Origin of the sequence: Allohoeflea poritis (genome assembly GCF_027889715.1) — a bacterium.
In the GTDB taxonomy this organism is placed as follows: Bacteria; Pseudomonadota; Alphaproteobacteria; order Rhizobiales; family Rhizobiaceae; genus Hoeflea_A; species Hoeflea_A poritis.
In genome coordinates this window covers 74656-91138 of record NZ_JAPJZH010000018.1, presented here as the reverse complement: position 1 = coordinate 91138, position 16483 = coordinate 74656, and the positions used below count along the sequence as shown (strand labels likewise).

Here is a 16483-nt window from a genome sequence, read left to right as displayed (position 1 = left end):
CATGAGCTCGTCCGATCTACAGGCCCCGACCGGCACCACCATCACCGCAGCAGGCGCGGCGGCCGTTAGCAAGAAACCGTTCGCATGGCGGCAGATCGTCGATCACGTCGTTCTGATTGCCGGTTCGCTGTTCATGCTCATTCCGGTGCTGATGGCGTTCATGACATCGAGCCATTCCGACATCACCGTGCACACGAACGGGCTGCAGATGACGTTTGGCGGCCATCTGGCGGAAAATTACCACGAGGCGATGCTGGTTCCCGGCGGCTTCACCAAGACGGTGGACGGCATGCGCATGCTGATGAACTCGTTCATCCTCGGTATCGGCTTTTCCGTCGGCAAGATCATCATTTCGATGCTGGCCGCCTATGCCATCGTCTATTTCCAGTTCCGTTTCGCGACGCTTGCCTTCTGGGCTATCTTCACCACGCTGCTGCTGCCGCTGGAGGTGCGCATCCTGCCATCCTATGAAATCGTCCAGGGCATGGGGCTGGTCAACACCTATACCGGCCTGATCGTTCCGCTGATTGCCTCGGCGACCGGGACATTCTTCTTCCGGCAGTTCTTCAAATCGGTGCCGAACGAGCTGATCGAGGCGGCGCGCATCGACGGTGCCGGCCCGGTCAAGTTCTTCATCGATATCCTGGTGCCGCTGTCGAAAACGATGATCGCGGCCATCTTCATCATCATGTTCGTCTTCGGCTGGAACCAGTATCTGTGGCCGACAATCATGACGACGGATGAGAGTTTCTTCACGCTGGTGCGCGGCATCAAGCAGATCCTGAACGTCTTTATCGGATCGCAGATCCCCGAATACGGCCAGGCGATGGCGCTGGCGATCGTTGCAATGGTGCCGCCGGTGCTGGTGGTGGTGATTTTCCAATCATGGTTCGTCAAGGGCCTGGTTGAATCCGACAAGTAGGTGAATTGAATGGCCAAGGTTGTCATCGACAATGTCCGCAAGGTCTATCCCAACGGAACGGAGGCGCTGTCGCCTTCGAGCCTCAATATCGAGGACGGCGAGTTCATCGTCCTTGTCGGCCCGTCCGGCTGCGGAAAGTCGACGCTGCTGCGCATGATCGCGGGGCTTGAAGACATCACCGAAGGATCGATCTCGATCGGCGAACGGGTCGTCAACACGCTCGATCCGGCCGAGCGGGATATCGCCATGGTGTTCCAGAACTATGCGCTCTATCCGCATATGTCGGTCTACAAGAACATGGCCTACGGGCTGAAGAACCGCGGCATGCCGAAGGCAGATATCGATACGGCCGTGCAGAAGGCCGCCAAGCTGCTGCATATCGAGGAATTCCTCAACCGCAAGCCCAGCCAGCTTTCGGGCGGCCAGCGCCAGCGTGTCGCCATGGGACGGGCGATCGTGCGCGATCCGGCGCTGTTCCTGTTCGACGAGCCGCTATCCAACCTGGACGCCAAGCTGCGCAACCAGATGCGCATCGAAATCCGCAAGCTGCAACGGGAACTGGGCGTCACGTCGATCTATGTCACGCACGACCAGATCGAGGCGATGACGATGGCCGACCGCATCGCGGTTCTCAACACTGGCAAGATCGAGCAGATCGGCACGCCGGCGCAGATCTATCACACGCCCGCCAGCATCTTCGTCGCCAGCTTCATGGGCGCGCCGCCGATGAACATTCTCAACGGCCATTACAACGGCAATGGCGGCCTGGAGATCAAGGATCTCGGCCATGTGGCGGTCGACCACAAGCTTGAGGTGACCGGCGACATCCAGGTCGGCATCCGGCCGGAGAATGTCGAGATCCACCGGAAAGAGGAGCCGCACACGATCCCGATCAAGGTGGATTTCCTGGAGGAACTGGGCGCCGGCAGGCTGCTGCACACCACCATCGGCAGCACGCCCTTCATCGCCCATCTCGACAATGAGCATCAGATCGACGGCGAAACGGTGTTCGCGCATCTGCCCGCCAAGGCGCTGCACCTGTTCGACGCGTCGACCGGGCGGCGGGTCTAATTCACTTGTTTTAATTAAAAACCGGCGGCCGTGACGGTGGCCGCCGGAAGTGAGCAGGCAAGGTGAAAGCCTGCTGGGGAGACACCCGAGGCGTGTTGCAGGGCATCGGGTGCCGGAGACCGATCTCACTCTGTCTTCGAAAAACGCCGCGAACGGTTGCGCAGGGCCGCGCGCGTCAGGTCCGCCGACGGGTCCTCCAGCGGTCCGCCGCGCAGGGCGTATCGCAGGTCGCTGCGCGTCAGACCGATATCGCCAAGAAGGTGGTCGCTGAGTGCCTGCATCGAACGCACATCGCGGCGGTTTCTGTAACGGGCAAAGGCCTGCGCCAGCCGCGAGCCGGCAATGCTCCACCCGGCATTGCGGCTGCGGAGCGTCGAGGCGCGAATGTTGCCGAGATAGTTCGTCATATCATCTCTCCCTACTCATCATGCGGCCTCAGGCCGGAACGGTGGCATAGCTGACCACTTCGAATTCGATGCCATCCTCGTCATGGAAGTAAAAACGCCGTCCCGGCTCGTAATCGGCGTGGGAATGCGGCTCCAGACCCGCGGCGATCACCTTCTTCTCGACCGCGTCGAGATCGTCGACAACGATACCCACATGGTTGAGGCCGCCCGTCATCCGGTAACTGTTCGACTTGGCATCGACACCCTTACCTGGCGTGTAGAGCGCCAGATAGCTGTCGTCCGCGCCGACATGAACGCTCATGCCGCCATCGATGGCCGGCCCCTGCCAGCGAACGCGCCAGCCGAACAGGCCGCACAGCCGGTTCGCCGTGGCGACCGGATCGCTGACCGTGAAGTTCACATGTTCCAACATCGCGCTTGTCATCCTGGTCTCCATTCTTGTCATTCGAAACGCTTATGTTGACATTCTAATTCCTCAAGCTAACTTGAGGTCAAGATATTTTTTCGATGTCGTTTGGTGCACCGGATGAAGGCGAGTGACAGGCTATCGATAGGCGAATTGGCGCGTCGGACCGGACTGGCGGTCTCGGCGATCCGCTACTACGAAACCGAAGGCCTGCTGACGGCGGAACGCAATGCGGGCGGTCAAAGGCGGTTCCTGCGGTCCGATATCAGGCGCCTGTCCTTCGTGCAGATCGCCCAGCGCTTCGGTTTCACCATCGGCGAGATCCGCGAGCAGCTTCAGTCGCTGCCGCTGGAGCGCACACCAACCAAGGCGGACTGGTCGAAGATCAGCCGTGGCTTTAGGCACGAACTCGACGCGCGAATCTCGACGCTGACCCGGCTGCGCGACGACCTGGACGGGTGCATCGGCTGCGGATGCCTTTCGTTGAAGAAGTGCAAGCTCTACAACCCGGAAGACCGGGCGCGCCGCTACGGTTCGGGCCCGCGTTACCTGCTCGGTGACGATCCCGCGGAAATCGGGGACTGACCACAGCAAACGGCTTTGCCCGTATTGCACCCTGCGCGCCCGCTCTGCTAATCCGGCCTTACCGGATTCCCGGTCACCGAATTCTTCGTAAACAGCCATCTGAGCGACCGAACAGCCGCATGACCGTTCAAATCGAACTCGGCACCCAGACATCCGGCTGCGCCGCCGCAATGGACCTGGAGGAACTGCTGGCGACCCGCCTGCTTGTGCAGGGCAATTCCGGGTCAGGCAAGTCGCATTTGTTGCGGCGGATCCTCGAGCAGAGCGCGCAATGGGTTCAGCAGGCAGTGATCGATCCGGAGGGCGATTTCGTGTCGCTCGCCGACGAATTCGGCCATGTGGTTGTCGATGCCAATGGCACGGAACGGGATATCCAGACGATCGCGGCGCGGGTGCGCCAGCACCGCGTTTCGGTGATCTTCAATCTCGAGGGCCTCGACGCGGACGGCCAGATGAAGGCGGCCGGCGCGTTCCTCAACGGTCTCTTCGAGGTGCCGCGCGATATCTGGTACCCGATGCTGGTCGTCGTCGACGAGGCGCAGCTTTTCGCGCCGACCGCTTCCGGCGAATTCACAGAGGATGCGCGGCGCGCCTCGCTCGGCGCCATGACCAATCTGATGTGCCGCGGCCGCAAGCGCGGGCTGGCCGGCATCATCGCCACGCAGCGCCTGGCCAAGCTCGCCAAGAACGTTGCCGCCGAAGCCTCGAATTTCCTCATGGGGCGCACCTTTCTCGATATCGACATGGCGCGGGCCTCGGACCTGCTCGGCATGGAGCGCCGGCAGGCCGAAACGTTCCGCAATCTCGACCGGGGCCAGTTCGTGGCGCTCGGTCCGGCTCTGAGCCGGCGGCCCCTGCAGGTGGCGATCGGCCCGGTGAAGACAAAGGGCATGGGATCGAGCCCGAAACTCATGCCGCTGCCCGAACAACTGGCCGGCGAAACGGCGGAAGAACTCCTCTTCGCCTCCGCAGAAACGGCTCCGCCGCCCATCGAGCGCCCGGCGCCGCGACCGGTCGATCCGTCCGGTGTGCTGCAGCAGCTTTCCGCAGCCCCGCCCGAAGCCGCACCCGAAGACGGCATGGACGCCGAGGAACGGGACACGGCAATCGACGCAATCCTTGCCGATATGGTCGAGGATCCGGACGCCGCTTTTCAGCCTGCCGCCATCCTCTACCAGGACTTTCAGGTGCGCTGCCGCATCGGAAAAATTTCTCCCGCGCCGGACCTGACGGCTTTCCAGGATCTGCTGTCCGTGGCTCGGGCGGGCGGCGCGGCCGGTTCGGTGGATGACGAGGAATGGCGGCAGGCCACACGCATCTCGGCGCAACTGCCCGACAATATGCGGGCCGCCTTTCTGTTGCTGGCTCGCGCCGCCGCGCAGAACGAACCGTGCCCCTCCAACCAGGCCATCGCCACCGCCTACGGCACGCGCTCTCCGGGCCGGGCCCGCTGGCTGCTCGGCTATATGGAGGAAAACGGTTTCCTGGTCTGTTCGAACGACCTGCGCGGCCGGCGCGTGATCGTTCTTCCGGACCTCGGATGGCGCACGGAACCGGGCGATCCGGATGCGGCGGAAGTCAGGTCCTCCTGACAGCGACCTGGCAGTAAGCGCGGGCACTCCCTTGTATTTTGGCGTCTGGACGACAATTTATAGCCTCGAGACAGAATCACGCGACATCATGCGACCGGGCGACGAAAATGGCTGAAAGCACACTTATCAAAGGGATCGGCGAGTGGCTGATCGATCAGGCGCTGAGCGAACCCGACATTGTCGACATGTTCGCGGCGGTCTGTCAGCGGCTCTATGCCGCCGGCGTGCCGCTTGGGCGGGCGCGCATCTCCTGGCCGACGCTGCATCCGCTGTTCCAGGCGGAAACCGTGCTGTGGGAGCGCGGCAAGGAGCCGGTGCTCGACCGGTTCCGGCACCAGGCCGAGCGCTCGGAGGACTACCTGCAGAGCCCGATGTACTTCATGTTCGAGCACGATATCGATGTTCTGCGCCGCAAGCTGGCCGGCCCGGACAAGCTGGTCGATTTCCCGATCCTCGAGGACCTGATCGAGCAGGGAATGACGGACTACCTGACCATCGCGACATCCTTCGACAGCGACGCGAAGCAGGTGGATCAGAAGGTTTTCGGCATGATTGTCGCCTGGGCGTCCGACCGTCCCGGCGGCTTCACCGAGGACGACGTCGCGGCGCTTCAGAAGATCCAGCGCCGCATGGCGGTCGCCTGCAAGACGGCAATCCAGTCGCGCATTGCCGGCAATATCGTCGAAACCTATCTTGGCGCCAAGGCGGGCCGACAGGTGCTTGACGGCGCCATCAAGCGCGGCGACGGGCAGGAAACACAGGCTGTTGTCTGGCTCTCCGACCTGCGCGATTCGACCGCGCTCGCCGATACCATGGCGCCGGATGCCTATTTCGACCTGCTCAACGCCTATTACGAATGCACGGCCGGCTCTGCCATCAAGCATGGCGGCGAAGTGCTCGATTTCATCGGCGACGCGGTTCTGGCGATCTTTCCCTATGATACCGACGAAGAGCTGCAGAAAGCCGCGGCGGCGGCAACCAGCGCCCTGCGGGACGCCTTTGCCATGCGCGAGACGGTCAACAGCGAACGCACGAAGGATAACCGGGTCGCGATCCGCTTTGGCGTCGGCCTCAATACGGGCAAGGTGATGTTCGGCAATATCGGCGTCGAGGAACGGCTGACCTTCTCGGTCATCGGCCCGACGGTCAACGAGGTGTCGCGCATCGAGACGCTAACCAAGGGCGTGGAAGCGCAGGCGCTGGTCACGGCGAAAGTCGCCGCAAGCGAGCCGGACGCCTGGGTCTCGACCGGCAAGCACCGGCTTGCCGGCGTGTCACAGGAAATCGAACTGTTCACGCCAAAGACCGCCGAGCGGGGCGTCGCCACCGAGGCAATCGGCGCGGAGCAGGACGGCAAGGTCGGCGACGAGCCGCCGGTTATCCGGCACTAAGCCTCCGCCTTTGCGAGACATATTCCCAGTGTCGCTAAGGCACTGCCGGGCCTCAGCCTCCTTATGGAAACCCGCTGCATACGTCTTGCAGGGCCGCCAGCATGTTCGCGATCGGTGTGTTTCGGACCGGTCAATAAATGCGAAAAACACTCATTTGTGGATTTGGCGACCGTTTGAGAATTCAGCTTGGCGGATCCGGTTTTCTCCCGTTCGAATTGCACATCTCTTGTGATTGCAATCACGCTGCAATAGACCTTTGGTTGTGCAAGTGTGGCTTCTTCGATTACACAATCAAGCCACCGCGTGCATCAGGATGAGGGATTCCACTATGCACATAGTCGGCATTGTTCTTGCCATTATCGCGGCCATCGGCGTCTGGTATTTCAGGTATCAGCAATCACGTGAGGTCATCCACGATGCAGCCGATGCAATCGGTCGAGCCAAAGGCGCATATAACAGGAAGAAGTTCCGCGATAAGGCGCGGGACTCTGTCCTAACCGGGATTGACGATCCGATTCTTGCAGTCGCGGTTCTGCTTGTCGGGATTGCCGAGGCAGACAACCCGATGACGCGGGAGACCGAGGACGGCATCAAGGCGGCTCTCCAGAAAAACACCGGTGCAACCAGTCCGGAGGAGCACTTGGCATTTGCAAAATGGGCATGCAGGGAAGTTCCGGACATCAACAATGTGATTCGTCGTCTAATCCCATTGTTGAATAGCAAGCTGGATGATGACGAAAAACGCGATGTGATCGACATGGCAAATCAAACCATCAAGCTTTCAGGCGGGCCCGGCGTTGCAGGTGCGGCTGCTGTTCTGCGTCTGCAAAACGGCTTGAACATCAACACCTGACCGGTAAGCGATCGATACTACAAACCCGCTCTAGGCTTCTGCTGTCGCCAGACGAACGCCCAAGGCAGCGAAAGCGCCGGCGAAGCCGCGCCGCATCCAGCGCATGACAGCGGGCTTTGAGATGACGTGGCGCCGCGCCGCGGCCGCAAAAGCCCCGTAGCCGACGAAGACGATGAATGTCAGCAGCATGAAGACGCCCGCCAGCGAAAGCATTTGTGCTGTCGCATCGGTGGCGCCCGCCGGCACGAATTGCGGCAGGAAGGCCAGAAAGAAAAGCGACAGCTTCGGATTGAGGATATTCAGGAGGATGCCGCCGATCACCACTTTAACGCCCGATCTTCGTGCAACGTCCCCCGAGACATCGAGTGCGCCGCCCTGGCGAAGCAGGCCCCAGGCCATATAGAGCAGATAGGCAACGCCGAGATATTTGACGATCTGGAAGGCGAGCGCGCTGGTATGAAGAAGGGCGGCAAGGCCGGCGATGCTTGCCGCGACACTCGGGACGATGCCCAATGTGCAGCCGAAGGCCGCCAGAACGCTTGCGCGCCAGCCGCGCGACAGCCCGATGGCAAGCGTATAAAGGACGCCGGGTCCAGGCAGAAGCACGACGACCAGCGCGGTCAGCAGATATTCAAGTGTCATGCCCTTGCTCCGGCTCCCGACAATCAGCGCCGCATGTGATCAGATTTTCCGGCCGGGGACAAGCGCGACCGGGCACCGGCTTGCCGGACCCGGCGCTTTGTGCGCCAATGGGCGATCAATTGGAGGAACGCAGATGATACGGCTCGTAATTGCGGCAGCCTTGTTCCTGGCAGCTATCGGACCATTGCGGGCCGAAACGCTCACGCTCGACTACCAGGCCGTCATGCATGTGCGCGCCTCAAACGCCACGCCTATCCTCGACAATCCGGATCATCTGGTCGGCATCGCCGAATTCCGCGGCCTTGCGATCTTTGCCGACGGTGAAATTGCCGTTCACCGCTATGATGGCTGGTTCGACCTTGTGAAAGGTTCCGGGAAGTTCCACGGTTATGCGCTGTGGACCTTCGAAGACGGATCGGAGCTGAGGGCGCCCTATAGCGGCACGGCAGAGGCCACCAAGGATGGAGGCGTTGCCGTCAGGGCCGCTTTCGAGGATTTTTCAGGCAGCGGCCGGTTCACTGAGGCAACCGGCACCGGCGAATTTTCCGGTCGCCGGATCGATGCCATCGACAAGGGCGGCAGCGCCTATCTGCAGGGCATGCTGCGCATTACCCTGCCCTGATGCCTAAATCGCCAGATATTCGTTGCGCAGATCCTCGTCGTCGAGGACGTCCTGGGCAGCGCCGGAATAGACCACCTCGCCCATATCGACGATGACGGCCTTGTCGGCGAGCTTCAGGGCCGCGACGGCGTTCTGCTCGACGATGATGGTGGTGATGCCGATTTCCTTGATCTGGCGGACGATCTTTTCGATCTCTTGCACGATGACCGGCGCCAGGCCCTCATAGGGCTCGTCGAGCAGCAGCAGCTTGACGTCGCGGGCGAGCGCGCGTGCGACCGCCAGCATCTGCTGCTCGCCGCCCGAAAGCGTGGTTCCGATCTGGGAGCGGCGCTCGGCCAGACGCGGGAAATGCTCGTAGATACGCTCCAGTTCCCAACCGAGCGGCTCCTCGACCTGCGACAGGATCAGGTTTTCCTCCACAGTCAGCCCGCCGATAATGCGCCTATCTTCCGGCACAAGCTGGATGCCCATCTGGGCCGCCTGGTAGGACTTCTTGTCGTGCAGGCTCTGGCCGCCGAGATAGATTTCGCCGCGTTTCAGCTCCGGATCGTCGACGCGGGCGATGGTGCGCAACGTCGACGTCTTGCCGGCGCCGTTGCGGCCCAGCAGCGCCAGGATCTCGCCTTCGTTCAGATCCAGCGATATGCCCTGAACGATGTAGGATTCGCCGTAATAGGCGTGAATGTCGCGGACGCTGAAGAAGGAATCTTTCGGGTCCGGACGAGGGATTTCGAGTTCGGCAACCTCAAGATTGGTTGCATCGGTTTTCGTCAGCATGTCAGTGCGCTCCGCCAAGATAAGCTTCCTGTACCTTCGGGTTCCCTTTGATCTCGTCCGGTGTTCCCGATGCGATTATCCGGCCCTGTGCCAGGACCGAGATCTTGTCCGCGAGCGAAAACACCACATGCATATCATGCTCGATGATGACCTTTGTCATACCACGCTCCTTGATGGTCTTCAAAAGATCAACCGTGCGATTGGTGTCGTGACGCGACATACCGGCCGTCGGCTCGTCCAGAAGCAGGAGCTTCGGATGCTGGATCAGGCACATGGCAAGCTCCAGCCGGCGCTTGTCGCCGCGTGAGAGCGATCCCGCCTCGCGGTCCTTCATCACTTCAAGGCCGACATCGGCAAGGGTCTTTTCCGCTTCCTCGCGGATCGTCGCCTCGTGCCTGAGCTTCGAGAACGGCCTCAGGCTGAAGGCGCCGTCGCGGCTGGCGAATGCCGGTATCATGACATTGTCGAGCAGTGTCAGGTCGGAGAAGATCTCCGGCGTCTGGAAGACCCGCGAAACGCCGAGCTGGTTGATTTCGAAGGGCGTGTGATTGTCGAGCACCTCGCCGTTGAAGACCACGTGGCCGCTGTCGGGCCTGATGCGGCCGACGCAGACATTGAGCAAGGTCGACTTGCCGGCGCCGTTGGGGCCGATAATGGCGTGGGTGGTGCCTTCCTCGACATTGAGGTCGACATCGCTGAGTGCCTTCAATCCGCCGAAGCTCTTGTGGACATCGGCCACGTGAAGAACGCTGTTTGCAACCATGGCAATGCCCTCCTATTCCGCCGGTTGAACGGCCGCGGCCGGTTCCGATTTTCCGCCGCCGCCTCCGGAGAAGCGCCGCAGCAGACGCCGCCAACCCTCCATCAGGCCGCCCGGCAGGAAGATGACGATCAGCATGAACAGCACGCCCAGCGTCAGGTGCCAGCCTTCGCCGACAAACAGGCTGGCCAGTTCCACCGCGAAGGATTGCAGACCTTCGGGCAGGAACGAGAAGAAATGCTCCAGCGTGATCTCGTTGAAGGAGGAGAAGATGTTTTCCAGATACTTGATCAGCCAGGCGCCGAGCATCGGCCCGATCAGGGTTCCGACACCGCCGAGGATGGTCATCAGCACGACCTCGCCGGACGCTGTCCACTGCATGCGCTCGGCGCCGGCAAGCGGGTCCGTCACGGCCAGAAGCGATCCGGCAAGACCGGCGAACATGCCGGAGATGACAAAGGCGGTCAGCGTGTAGGGCCTGGTGTTGAGGCCGGTATAGCCCATGCGGTTCTGGTTCGACTTGATGCCGCGCAACGTCAGCCCGAAGGGCGAATTGAAGATGCGCCTTGTGATGAAGAAGCAGATGATCAGAACGACGGCACAGAAATAGAAGCCCGGATAGCCGCTCATGTCGATGCCGAACAGGTTTGTCTCCGGCAGGCCGGCGCCCGGCGTCGTGAAGGCATTGTCGATGATGCGCGGATCCTGAAGCGTCAATTGCAGCCCGGTCTCGCCATTGGTGATCGGCGTCAGCACCGAATAGGCCAGATTGTAGGACATCTGCGCGAAGGCAAGCGTCAGGATCGAGAAATAGATACCGGAACGGCGCAGGCTCACATAACCGATCGCCAGTGCGAAGATCCCGGCAAAGGCAACACCGAAAAAGATCGCCGGTATCACATTCATGGTGAACAGCTTGAAGGACCAGACCGCCGCGTAGGAGCCGACGCCCAGGAAGGCGGCGTGACCGAAGGACAGGTAACCGGTCAGGCCGAACAGGATGTTGAAGCCCATGGCGAAGATCGCGAAGATCGCGAATTTCTGCAGAAGGTCAGGATAGTTGGCGCCGAAGGGTGTCAGCCAGATCGGCATCAGCAGGATGACCAGCGAGAATGCGGCCAGGGCGAACGGTTCTCTGTTGAGCATCTCTTTCATGGTTCTAGTCCTCCATCACGCCTTCGCGGCCAAGAAGTCCGCGCGGCATGGTCAACAGAATGACGACCGCAACCAGGTAGATGATGATCTGGTTGATGCCCGGGAAAATGGTCATGACGGCGTTCATCGAGGCAAAGGACTGAAGGACGCCAAGCAGGAAGCCGGCCAGCACGGCGCCGGGCAGCGAACCCATGCCGCCCACGACGACCACCACAAAGGACAGGACCAGGAAGTCCATGCCCATGTGATAGTCGGGGGGGAGGATCGGGGTGTACATGACGCCGGCGAGGCCTGCCACGACGGCGGCGATGCCGAACACCACGGTGAAACGTTTCTGGATATTGATGCCGAGCAGGCCGACCGTCTCGCTGTCACGCATGCCGGCACGCACGACCATGCCGTAGGTGGTGAACTGCAGGAAGGCAAAGACCGCGGCAATGACGGCGGCGGAAAAGCCGAAATAGACAAGCCGCCACCAGGGATAGACGAGACCGTCTCCGAGACCCAGCCAAGCGCCGATATCGGCGCTACCGGCGACGGCGGCGGGCGCTGCCTGGGGTATCGGGTTGGCGCCGAAATAGTGCTTGATGATCTCCTGGAGCACGATCGCCAGGCCGAATGTGACCAGAATCTGGTCGGCATGGGGCCGCTTGTAGAAGTGCTTGATCAGGCCGCGCTCCATGACGATGCCGATCACCAGCATCACCGGTATGGCAACAATGATGGAGACGGGAACGGAGTAGTTGAGCAGGAAGCTGCCGAATTCACCGAACCAGGATTCGATGTAAGGAGTCCTGATCTCCAGCGCGGTTCCCCACGCGGTCGTCTGGGTTTCGTCGACGACCACCTTTTCCAGGCCCAGAAGCTTGTTGAAGGTGACGGCACAGAATGCACCGAGCATGAACAGAGCGCCATGGGCGAAATTGACCACGCCGAGCGTCCCGAAAACCAGCGTCAGGCCCAGCGCGATCAGCGCGTAGGCGCCGCCCTTGTCGAGACCGTTCAGCAGCTGAAGTAAAATCGCATCCATGGAGATGTGCCCCCGTTCAAGCTATCGCTTTGCCGGCCGGCCGCGCGGGCGGCCGGTCGGCGATTTCGGTTTCAAGCCGTATAGTTGGCTTAGCAGGTCTTGGCGTCTGCCGGTCCCAGATCGCCGCCGAAGATGGAGGCGTCGTAGGTGACCTGCTCGCGCGGCACGATCTTCACAACTTCCAGAAGGTCGAACTGCGACTGCGGGTTCTCGTTGCCCTTCACCACGAGCACTTCCTTGAAGCACTGGTGGTCGGCGCCGCGGTAAAGGGTTGCACCATTGCCCATGCCGTCGAACTCGAAGCCTTCCAGCGCCTTGATGACTTCCGGCGGATAGAAGGTTCCGGCGCGTTCGCAGGCATCGGCATAGAGCAGCGCCTGGACGTAGCAGGTCTGCGCGGCCTGGGACGGCGGGAAGCCGTATTCCTGGCCGAAGGACTTGACGAATGCCTTGGAGCCCTCGTCCTGCAGCGACCAGTTCCAGTTGGTGGTGCCCAGAATGCCCTTGATGTTCTCGCCGGCACCCTGTGCCATCAGGCGGGAGAAGAGCGGCACGACGATCTGGAAGTCCTTGCCGTTGACCTGCTTCTCGCGCATGCCGAACTGGACGGCCTGGGTCAGCGAGTTGACCATGTCCTTGCCGTAGTGGTTCAGGATCAAGACGTCCGCACCGGAGTTGAGAACCGGCGTCAGATACTGCGAGAAGTCGCCGGCACCGAGCGGCGTGCGCACGGCATTGGCAGTCTGCCAGCCGAGACCTTCGGTGGCGTCCTTGATCGACTCTTCCTGGGTCCAGCCCCAGTTGTAGTCGGCGGTCAGGTGATAGGCAGTGCGGTCCTTGCCGAGCTCTTCGGCGAGGATCGGGCCAAGCGCAAGACCAGACTGGTAGGCGTTGAAGAAGTGGCGGAAACCATAGCGCCGCTTGTCCTTGCCCGTCGTGTCATTGGAGTGGGTCAGACCGGCCATGAAGATGACGCCCATTTCCTGGCAAAGGCCCTGCACGGCAACCGCAACACCGGAGGACGAGCCGCCGGTGATCATGATGGCGCCGTCCTTTTCGATCATCCGCTTCGCGGAAGCGCGGGCGGCGTCGGATTTGGTCTGCGTATCGCCCGTGACGAACTCGACTTTCTTGCCGAGGATGCCATTGCCCTTCAGGGCCTTGGACGAGAACGTGTTGAGGAGACCGCCGTCGCCTTCACCGTTGAGGTGCTTCGTTGCGAGCTGATATGCGCGCAGCTCATCGGCGCCCTCATCGGCATAAGGTCCGGACTGTGGCACGTTGAAGCCCAGCGTAACGCTGCCGCCTGTCGGCATGTTGCAGAAATCCTGGGCGTAGGCACCGCGCACAAAGCTCATCGGCGCTGCAAGCGCAACACCCGATGCCGCGCCCGCTTTCAGCAAGCCACGACGTGTCATGGTAAATTTGGACATTGAATTCCTCCCGAATGTCGCTGATCGAGTGTCCCGCTTCCTCTCAACGGAACGCTCCAGATGCTAGTCACACGCGAAAAAGGCGCAATAATCCATTCGGTTATAAGACTATGGTCTATGAGACTTTCGTCGAATGCGGCGCGCGATATCCTGACTGAATCGGCGTCGAAAAATTTGCCGGAATAGCCCTGTCGGCTTGATCGTGATCAATACTGCGGCATATTTTCCTGTTTAGAGTGCATCTAAAGTCTGGTAGGACGGCATGAATGCCTGTCGGATAATCGGACAGAACACGTCAGGGATGAGTGCAGTCCGCTATAGGCCGCCACACGCGGCGTGCAGTCGGCGAACCGGAGTTGAGACTTCCATGGATTATCGGGGCATCTTTCAGGACGCAGTCGACCAGCTGCACGCCGAAAAACGCTATCGTGTCTTCGCAAATCTGGAACGCATGGTCGGAAAATTTCCCCGCGCCATTCATCGCGCCGGCGGCGCGGCGCGCGAGGTTACCGTTTGGTGCTCCAACGACTATCTCGGCATGGGCCAGAACGAAGATGTGATCTCGGCGCTTTGCGAAGCCGCCGGGCGCATGGGCTCGGGTGCCGGCGGCACCCGCAACATTTCCGGAACCAATCATCCGCTGGTCGAGCTGGAACTGGAACTGGCCGATCTGCACGGCAAGGAAGCGGCGCTTGTCTTCACCTCCGGTTTCATCTCGAACGAAGCGTCGATCTCGACCATAGCCCGACTGCTTCCCAACTGCCTGATCCTTTCCGACGAGCTCAACCACTCGTCCATGATCGAAGGCGTCAAGCGTTCCGGCAGCGAGAAGAAGATCTTCCGCCACAACGATCTGGAACATCTCGAAGGGCTGCTGCGCGCCGCCGATCCGCAGCGTGCCAAGCTGATCGTCTTTGAATCGGTCTATTCCATGGATGGCGACATCGCACCCATCGAGGCGATCGCCGACCTCGCCGACAAATACGGCGCCATGACCTATATCGACGAAGTGCATGCCGTCGGCATGTATGGCAACCGCGGCGGCGGCATCACCGACCGTGACGGCCTTGCCGACCGGATCGACATCATCGAGGGAACGCTCGCCAAGGCCTTCGGCGCGCTCGGCGGCTATATCACCGGGCCGCGCGCGGTCATCGATGCCGTGCGGTCCTATGCGCCCGGCTTCATCTTCACCACCGCTCTGCCACCGGCGATCGCGGCGGCTGCGACCGCATCGATCCGTCACCTTAAGTCGTCGCAGGACGAGCGTACGGCGCATCAGCGCCAAGCCCAGGCGACGAAGAAGGCGCTGACGGAGGCCGGGCTTCCGGTCATGCCGTCGCAGACCCATATCGTGCCGCTGCTGGTCGGTGATCCGGAACTGTGCAAGAAGGCGTCCGACCGGCTTCTGGATGTGCACGGCATCTACATCCAGCCGATCAACTATCCGACGGTGCCGCGCGGGACCGAGCGGCTGCGGATCACGCCGAGCCCGTTCCACGACGACCGGCTGATCGCGGAATTGTGCGAGGCGGTCAGGGAAGTCTGGCTTACGCTGGGCATTCCGTTCGCCGCCGGCAGCGACGAAACGCCCGTTGGCTCGGACCGCATCGTCAAGCTCACCGTTCCAAAGGCCGGCGGCTAGTCCAGATCAACCCTTGGAAATGAAACGCGCGAGGCGGTCGGCGGCCGCCTCGATATGGTCGATGCGGCGCAGGAAACAGGCCCGCAGGAAGCCTTCGCCACCCGGTCCGAATCCGGAACCGGGCGCCAGGCCGACATCCGCCTCGTCCACGATCCGGTACGCCGCCTCGTGTGAACTCTCCATTCCGGCGATCGAGAAGAACGCGTAGAACGCTCCTTCCGGCTTGAGGAGACGCACCCGGTTGGTGGCCATCAGGGCGTCGCACAGAAGATCGCGGGCGTGGGCGGCCCGGTCTTTTTGTTCCTCGACATAGTCGTCGCCCTTTTCAAGCGCTTCCACGGCGCCGCGCTGCATGAACTGGGCGACACCGGATGTCGAATACTGGATGAGATTCTCGAACACCTGTCCAAGCTCGGGCGGCGCCTTGATCCAGCCGACACGCCATCCGGTCATGGACCAGTTCTTGGAAAAGGAATTGACGAAAATAATGCGATCGTCCTCGCCGGCGACGTCAAGAAATGACGGTGAACGATGGCCCGCATAAAAGTAACGCGCGTAAATTTCGTCGGCGATAATCCAGATACCCGCCTGCCGCGCGAGGGCAAGTATCGCCTCCAGTTCCTCGTGGCTTGCCGTCCAGCCGGTCGGGTTGGACGGCGTGTTGATGAAGAGCGCGCGCGTCGACGGACCGATCGCGTCGGAAAGCCTGTCGAGATCGAGCGTCCAGCCGCGTTCCGTATGGTCCAGCGTCACCGGAACAGCCCGGGAACCGGAGATTTCCAGCGCGGCGAAGATGTTCGGCCAGGCGGGCGACAGATAGACCATCTCGTCGCCCGGCTTGCAGATCGCCTCGACCGTGAGCTTTATGGCCTGCATGCCCGAACCGGTCACGTAGAAGGTTTCCGGATCGTGGACGCCGCCGAAATGCCGGCCATAGTAGTCGGCAAGGGCCTGGCGAAGCTCGGGTATGCCGCGCTGCCAGGTATAGAAGGTTTCGCCGTCGCGCAGCGATTTGATCGTTGCATCATAGATGAACGACGGGGTCGGTCGGTCGCCCTCGCCGACCCAGAGCGGAATCACGTCCTCGCGAAGCCGGGCATGATTGACCACCGCCACAATCGCGCTCTCCGGCGCATTGCGCGCCTGGGGGCTCAACTCATCGAAAAAACGCACCATATTCCTCCGCCTGTTT

The 16483-nt window shown here is 61.5% G+C and carries 17 protein-coding genes; 8 read left to right on the top strand and 9 right to left on the bottom strand.

Going from position 1 to position 16483, the window contains the following annotated elements:
• Position 1: 1 nt before the first annotated feature.
• Together ugpE and ugpC are read left to right on the top strand one after the other, a co-directional pair.
• The gene (gene ugpE / locus OOZ53_RS22210; RefSeq protein ID WP_271091935.1) at positions 2-922 is read left to right on the top strand and encodes a sn-glycerol-3-phosphate ABC transporter permease UgpE; all 921 of its coding nucleotides are present in this window, start codon (positions 2-4) and stop codon (positions 920-922) included.
• Positions 923-931: 9 nt separating this feature from the next.
• Complete coding sequence (gene ugpC / locus OOZ53_RS22205) at positions 932-1993, top strand: sn-glycerol-3-phosphate ABC transporter ATP-binding protein UgpC (RefSeq protein ID WP_271091934.1); 1062 nt, start codon at positions 932-934, stop codon at positions 1991-1993.
• 125 nt (positions 1994-2118) lie between these two features.
• Here ugpC and OOZ53_RS22200 read toward each other — a convergent pair whose 3' ends face one another.
• Positions 2119-2400, bottom strand: coding sequence for a YjiS-like domain-containing protein (locus tag OOZ53_RS22200; RefSeq protein ID WP_271091933.1), 282 nt, complete (start codon positions 2398-2400; stop codon positions 2119-2121).
• A gap of 28 nt (positions 2401-2428) precedes the next feature.
• Complete coding sequence (locus OOZ53_RS22195) at positions 2429-2824, bottom strand: VOC family protein (RefSeq protein WP_271091932.1); 396 nt, start codon at positions 2822-2824, stop codon at positions 2429-2431.
• A 102-nt stretch (positions 2825-2926) separates the two neighbouring features.
• On the opposite strand from OOZ53_RS22195, the gene soxR reads away from it, so the two are divergent.
• The 4 genes from soxR to OOZ53_RS22175 all read left to right on the top strand — a co-directional run bounded on the left by soxR (position 2927) and on the right by OOZ53_RS22175 (position 7227).
• Complete coding sequence (soxR, locus tag OOZ53_RS22190; protein WP_271091931.1) at positions 2927-3391, top strand: redox-sensitive transcriptional activator SoxR; 465 nt, start codon at positions 2927-2929, stop codon at positions 3389-3391.
• Between the two features lie 119 nt (positions 3392-3510).
• The gene (locus OOZ53_RS22185) at positions 3511-4983 is read left to right on the top strand and encodes an ATP-binding protein (RefSeq protein ID WP_271091930.1); all 1473 of its coding nucleotides are present in this window, start codon (positions 3511-3513) and stop codon (positions 4981-4983) included.
• 107 nt (positions 4984-5090) lie between these two features.
• Complete coding sequence (locus OOZ53_RS22180; protein ID WP_271091929.1) at positions 5091-6374, top strand: adenylate/guanylate cyclase domain-containing protein; 1284 nt, start codon at positions 5091-5093, stop codon at positions 6372-6374.
• Between the two features lie 328 nt (positions 6375-6702).
• On the top strand, positions 6703-7227 hold the full coding sequence (locus OOZ53_RS22175; protein WP_271091928.1) for a tellurite resistance TerB family protein: 525 nt from the start codon (positions 6703-6705) through the stop codon (positions 7225-7227).
• 30 nt (positions 7228-7257) lie between these two features.
• Here the strand turns inward: OOZ53_RS22175 and OOZ53_RS22170 are convergent, their stop codons facing one another.
• The gene (locus OOZ53_RS22170) at positions 7258-7869 is read right to left on the bottom strand and encodes a LysE family translocator (protein ID WP_271091927.1); all 612 of its coding nucleotides are present in this window, start codon (positions 7867-7869) and stop codon (positions 7258-7260) included.
• A 133-nt stretch (positions 7870-8002) separates the two neighbouring features.
• On the opposite strand from OOZ53_RS22170, the gene OOZ53_RS22165 reads away from it, so the two are divergent.
• Entirely contained in the window at positions 8003-8491 is a 489-nt protein-coding gene (locus tag OOZ53_RS22165; protein ID WP_271091926.1) for a hypothetical protein, read from the top strand.
• Between the two features lie 3 nt (positions 8492-8494).
• Here OOZ53_RS22165 and OOZ53_RS22160 read toward each other — a convergent pair whose 3' ends face one another.
• The 5 genes from OOZ53_RS22160 to OOZ53_RS22140 form a co-directional block, all read right to left on the bottom strand.
• Positions 8495-9286 (bottom strand): ABC transporter ATP-binding protein, encoded by a 792-nt coding sequence (locus OOZ53_RS22160; RefSeq protein ID WP_271091925.1) that lies wholly within the window; start codon positions 9284-9286, stop codon positions 8495-8497.
• A complete protein-coding gene (locus tag OOZ53_RS22155; RefSeq protein ID WP_271091924.1) occupies positions 9270-10031 on the bottom strand; it encodes an ABC transporter ATP-binding protein in 762 nt (253 codons plus the stop codon). The genes OOZ53_RS22160 and OOZ53_RS22155 overlap by 17 nt, the downstream gene beginning before the upstream one ends.
• Before the next feature lie 12 nt (positions 10032-10043).
• Positions 10044-11183 (bottom strand): branched-chain amino acid ABC transporter permease, encoded by a 1140-nt coding sequence (locus OOZ53_RS22150; protein WP_271091923.1) that lies wholly within the window; start codon positions 11181-11183, stop codon positions 10044-10046.
• Positions 11184-11187: 4 nt separating this feature from the next.
• Entirely contained in the window at positions 11188-12213 is a 1026-nt protein-coding gene (locus OOZ53_RS22145) for a branched-chain amino acid ABC transporter permease (protein WP_271091922.1), read from the bottom strand.
• Between the two features lie 89 nt (positions 12214-12302).
• Positions 12303-13646, bottom strand: a complete 1344-nt coding sequence (locus OOZ53_RS22140; RefSeq protein ID WP_271091921.1) for a substrate-binding protein — start codon at positions 13644-13646, stop codon at positions 12303-12305.
• A 367-nt stretch (positions 13647-14013) separates the two neighbouring features.
• Here OOZ53_RS22140 and hemA point away from each other — a divergent pair, with 367 nt between their 5' ends.
• On the top strand, positions 14014-15291 hold the full coding sequence (gene hemA, locus OOZ53_RS22135) for a 5-aminolevulinate synthase (RefSeq protein ID WP_271091920.1): 1278 nt from the start codon (positions 14014-14016) through the stop codon (positions 15289-15291).
• 6 nt (positions 15292-15297) lie between these two features.
• Here hemA and OOZ53_RS22130 read toward each other — a convergent pair whose 3' ends face one another.
• Entirely contained in the window at positions 15298-16467 is a 1170-nt protein-coding gene (locus OOZ53_RS22130) for a pyridoxal phosphate-dependent aminotransferase (RefSeq protein ID WP_271091919.1), read from the bottom strand.
• Between the last annotated feature and the right edge of the window lie 16 nt (positions 16468-16483).

What these genes read in the sequence shown, in the direction of transcription:
- OOZ53_RS22140 (WP_271091921.1), bottom strand. Translation starts at nt 13,646, where the DNA reads ATGTCCAAATTTACCATGACACGTCGTGGCTTGCTGAAAGCGGGCGCG.
- OOZ53_RS22150 (WP_271091923.1), bottom strand. Translation starts at nt 11,183, where the DNA reads ATGAAAGAGATGCTCAACAGAGAACCGTTCGCCCTGGCCGCATTCTCG.
- hemA (WP_271091920.1), top strand. Translation starts at nt 14,014, where the DNA reads ATGGATTATCGGGGCATCTTTCAGGACGCAGTCGACCAGCTGCACGCC.
- OOZ53_RS22130 (WP_271091919.1), bottom strand. Translation starts at nt 16,467, where the DNA reads ATGGTGCGTTTTTTCGATGAGTTGAGCCCCCAGGCGCGCAATGCGCCG.
- OOZ53_RS22145 (WP_271091922.1), bottom strand. Translation starts at nt 12,213, where the DNA reads ATGGATGCGATTTTACTTCAGCTGCTGAACGGTCTCGACAAGGGCGGC.
- ugpC (WP_271091934.1), top strand. Translation starts at nt 932, where the DNA reads ATGGCCAAGGTTGTCATCGACAATGTCCGCAAGGTCTATCCCAACGGA.
- OOZ53_RS22185 (WP_271091930.1), top strand. Translation starts at nt 3,511, where the DNA reads ATGACCGTTCAAATCGAACTCGGCACCCAGACATCCGGCTGCGCCGCC.
- soxR (WP_271091931.1), top strand. Translation starts at nt 2,927, where the DNA reads ATGAAGGCGAGTGACAGGCTATCGATAGGCGAATTGGCGCGTCGGACC.
- ugpE (WP_271091935.1), top strand. Translation starts at nt 2, where the DNA reads ATGAGCTCGTCCGATCTACAGGCCCCGACCGGCACCACCATCACCGCA.
- OOZ53_RS22175 (WP_271091928.1), top strand. Translation starts at nt 6,703, where the DNA reads ATGCACATAGTCGGCATTGTTCTTGCCATTATCGCGGCCATCGGCGTC.
- OOZ53_RS22165 (WP_271091926.1), top strand. Translation starts at nt 8,003, where the DNA reads ATGATACGGCTCGTAATTGCGGCAGCCTTGTTCCTGGCAGCTATCGGA.
- OOZ53_RS22200 (WP_271091933.1), bottom strand. Translation starts at nt 2,400, where the DNA reads ATGACGAACTATCTCGGCAACATTCGCGCCTCGACGCTCCGCAGCCGC.
- OOZ53_RS22155 (WP_271091924.1), bottom strand. Translation starts at nt 10,031, where the DNA reads ATGGTTGCAAACAGCGTTCTTCACGTGGCCGATGTCCACAAGAGCTTC.
- OOZ53_RS22195 (WP_271091932.1), bottom strand. Translation starts at nt 2,824, where the DNA reads ATGACAAGCGCGATGTTGGAACATGTGAACTTCACGGTCAGCGATCCG.
- OOZ53_RS22170 (WP_271091927.1), bottom strand. Translation starts at nt 7,869, where the DNA reads ATGACACTTGAATATCTGCTGACCGCGCTGGTCGTCGTGCTTCTGCCT.
- OOZ53_RS22180 (WP_271091929.1), top strand. Translation starts at nt 5,091, where the DNA reads ATGGCTGAAAGCACACTTATCAAAGGGATCGGCGAGTGGCTGATCGAT.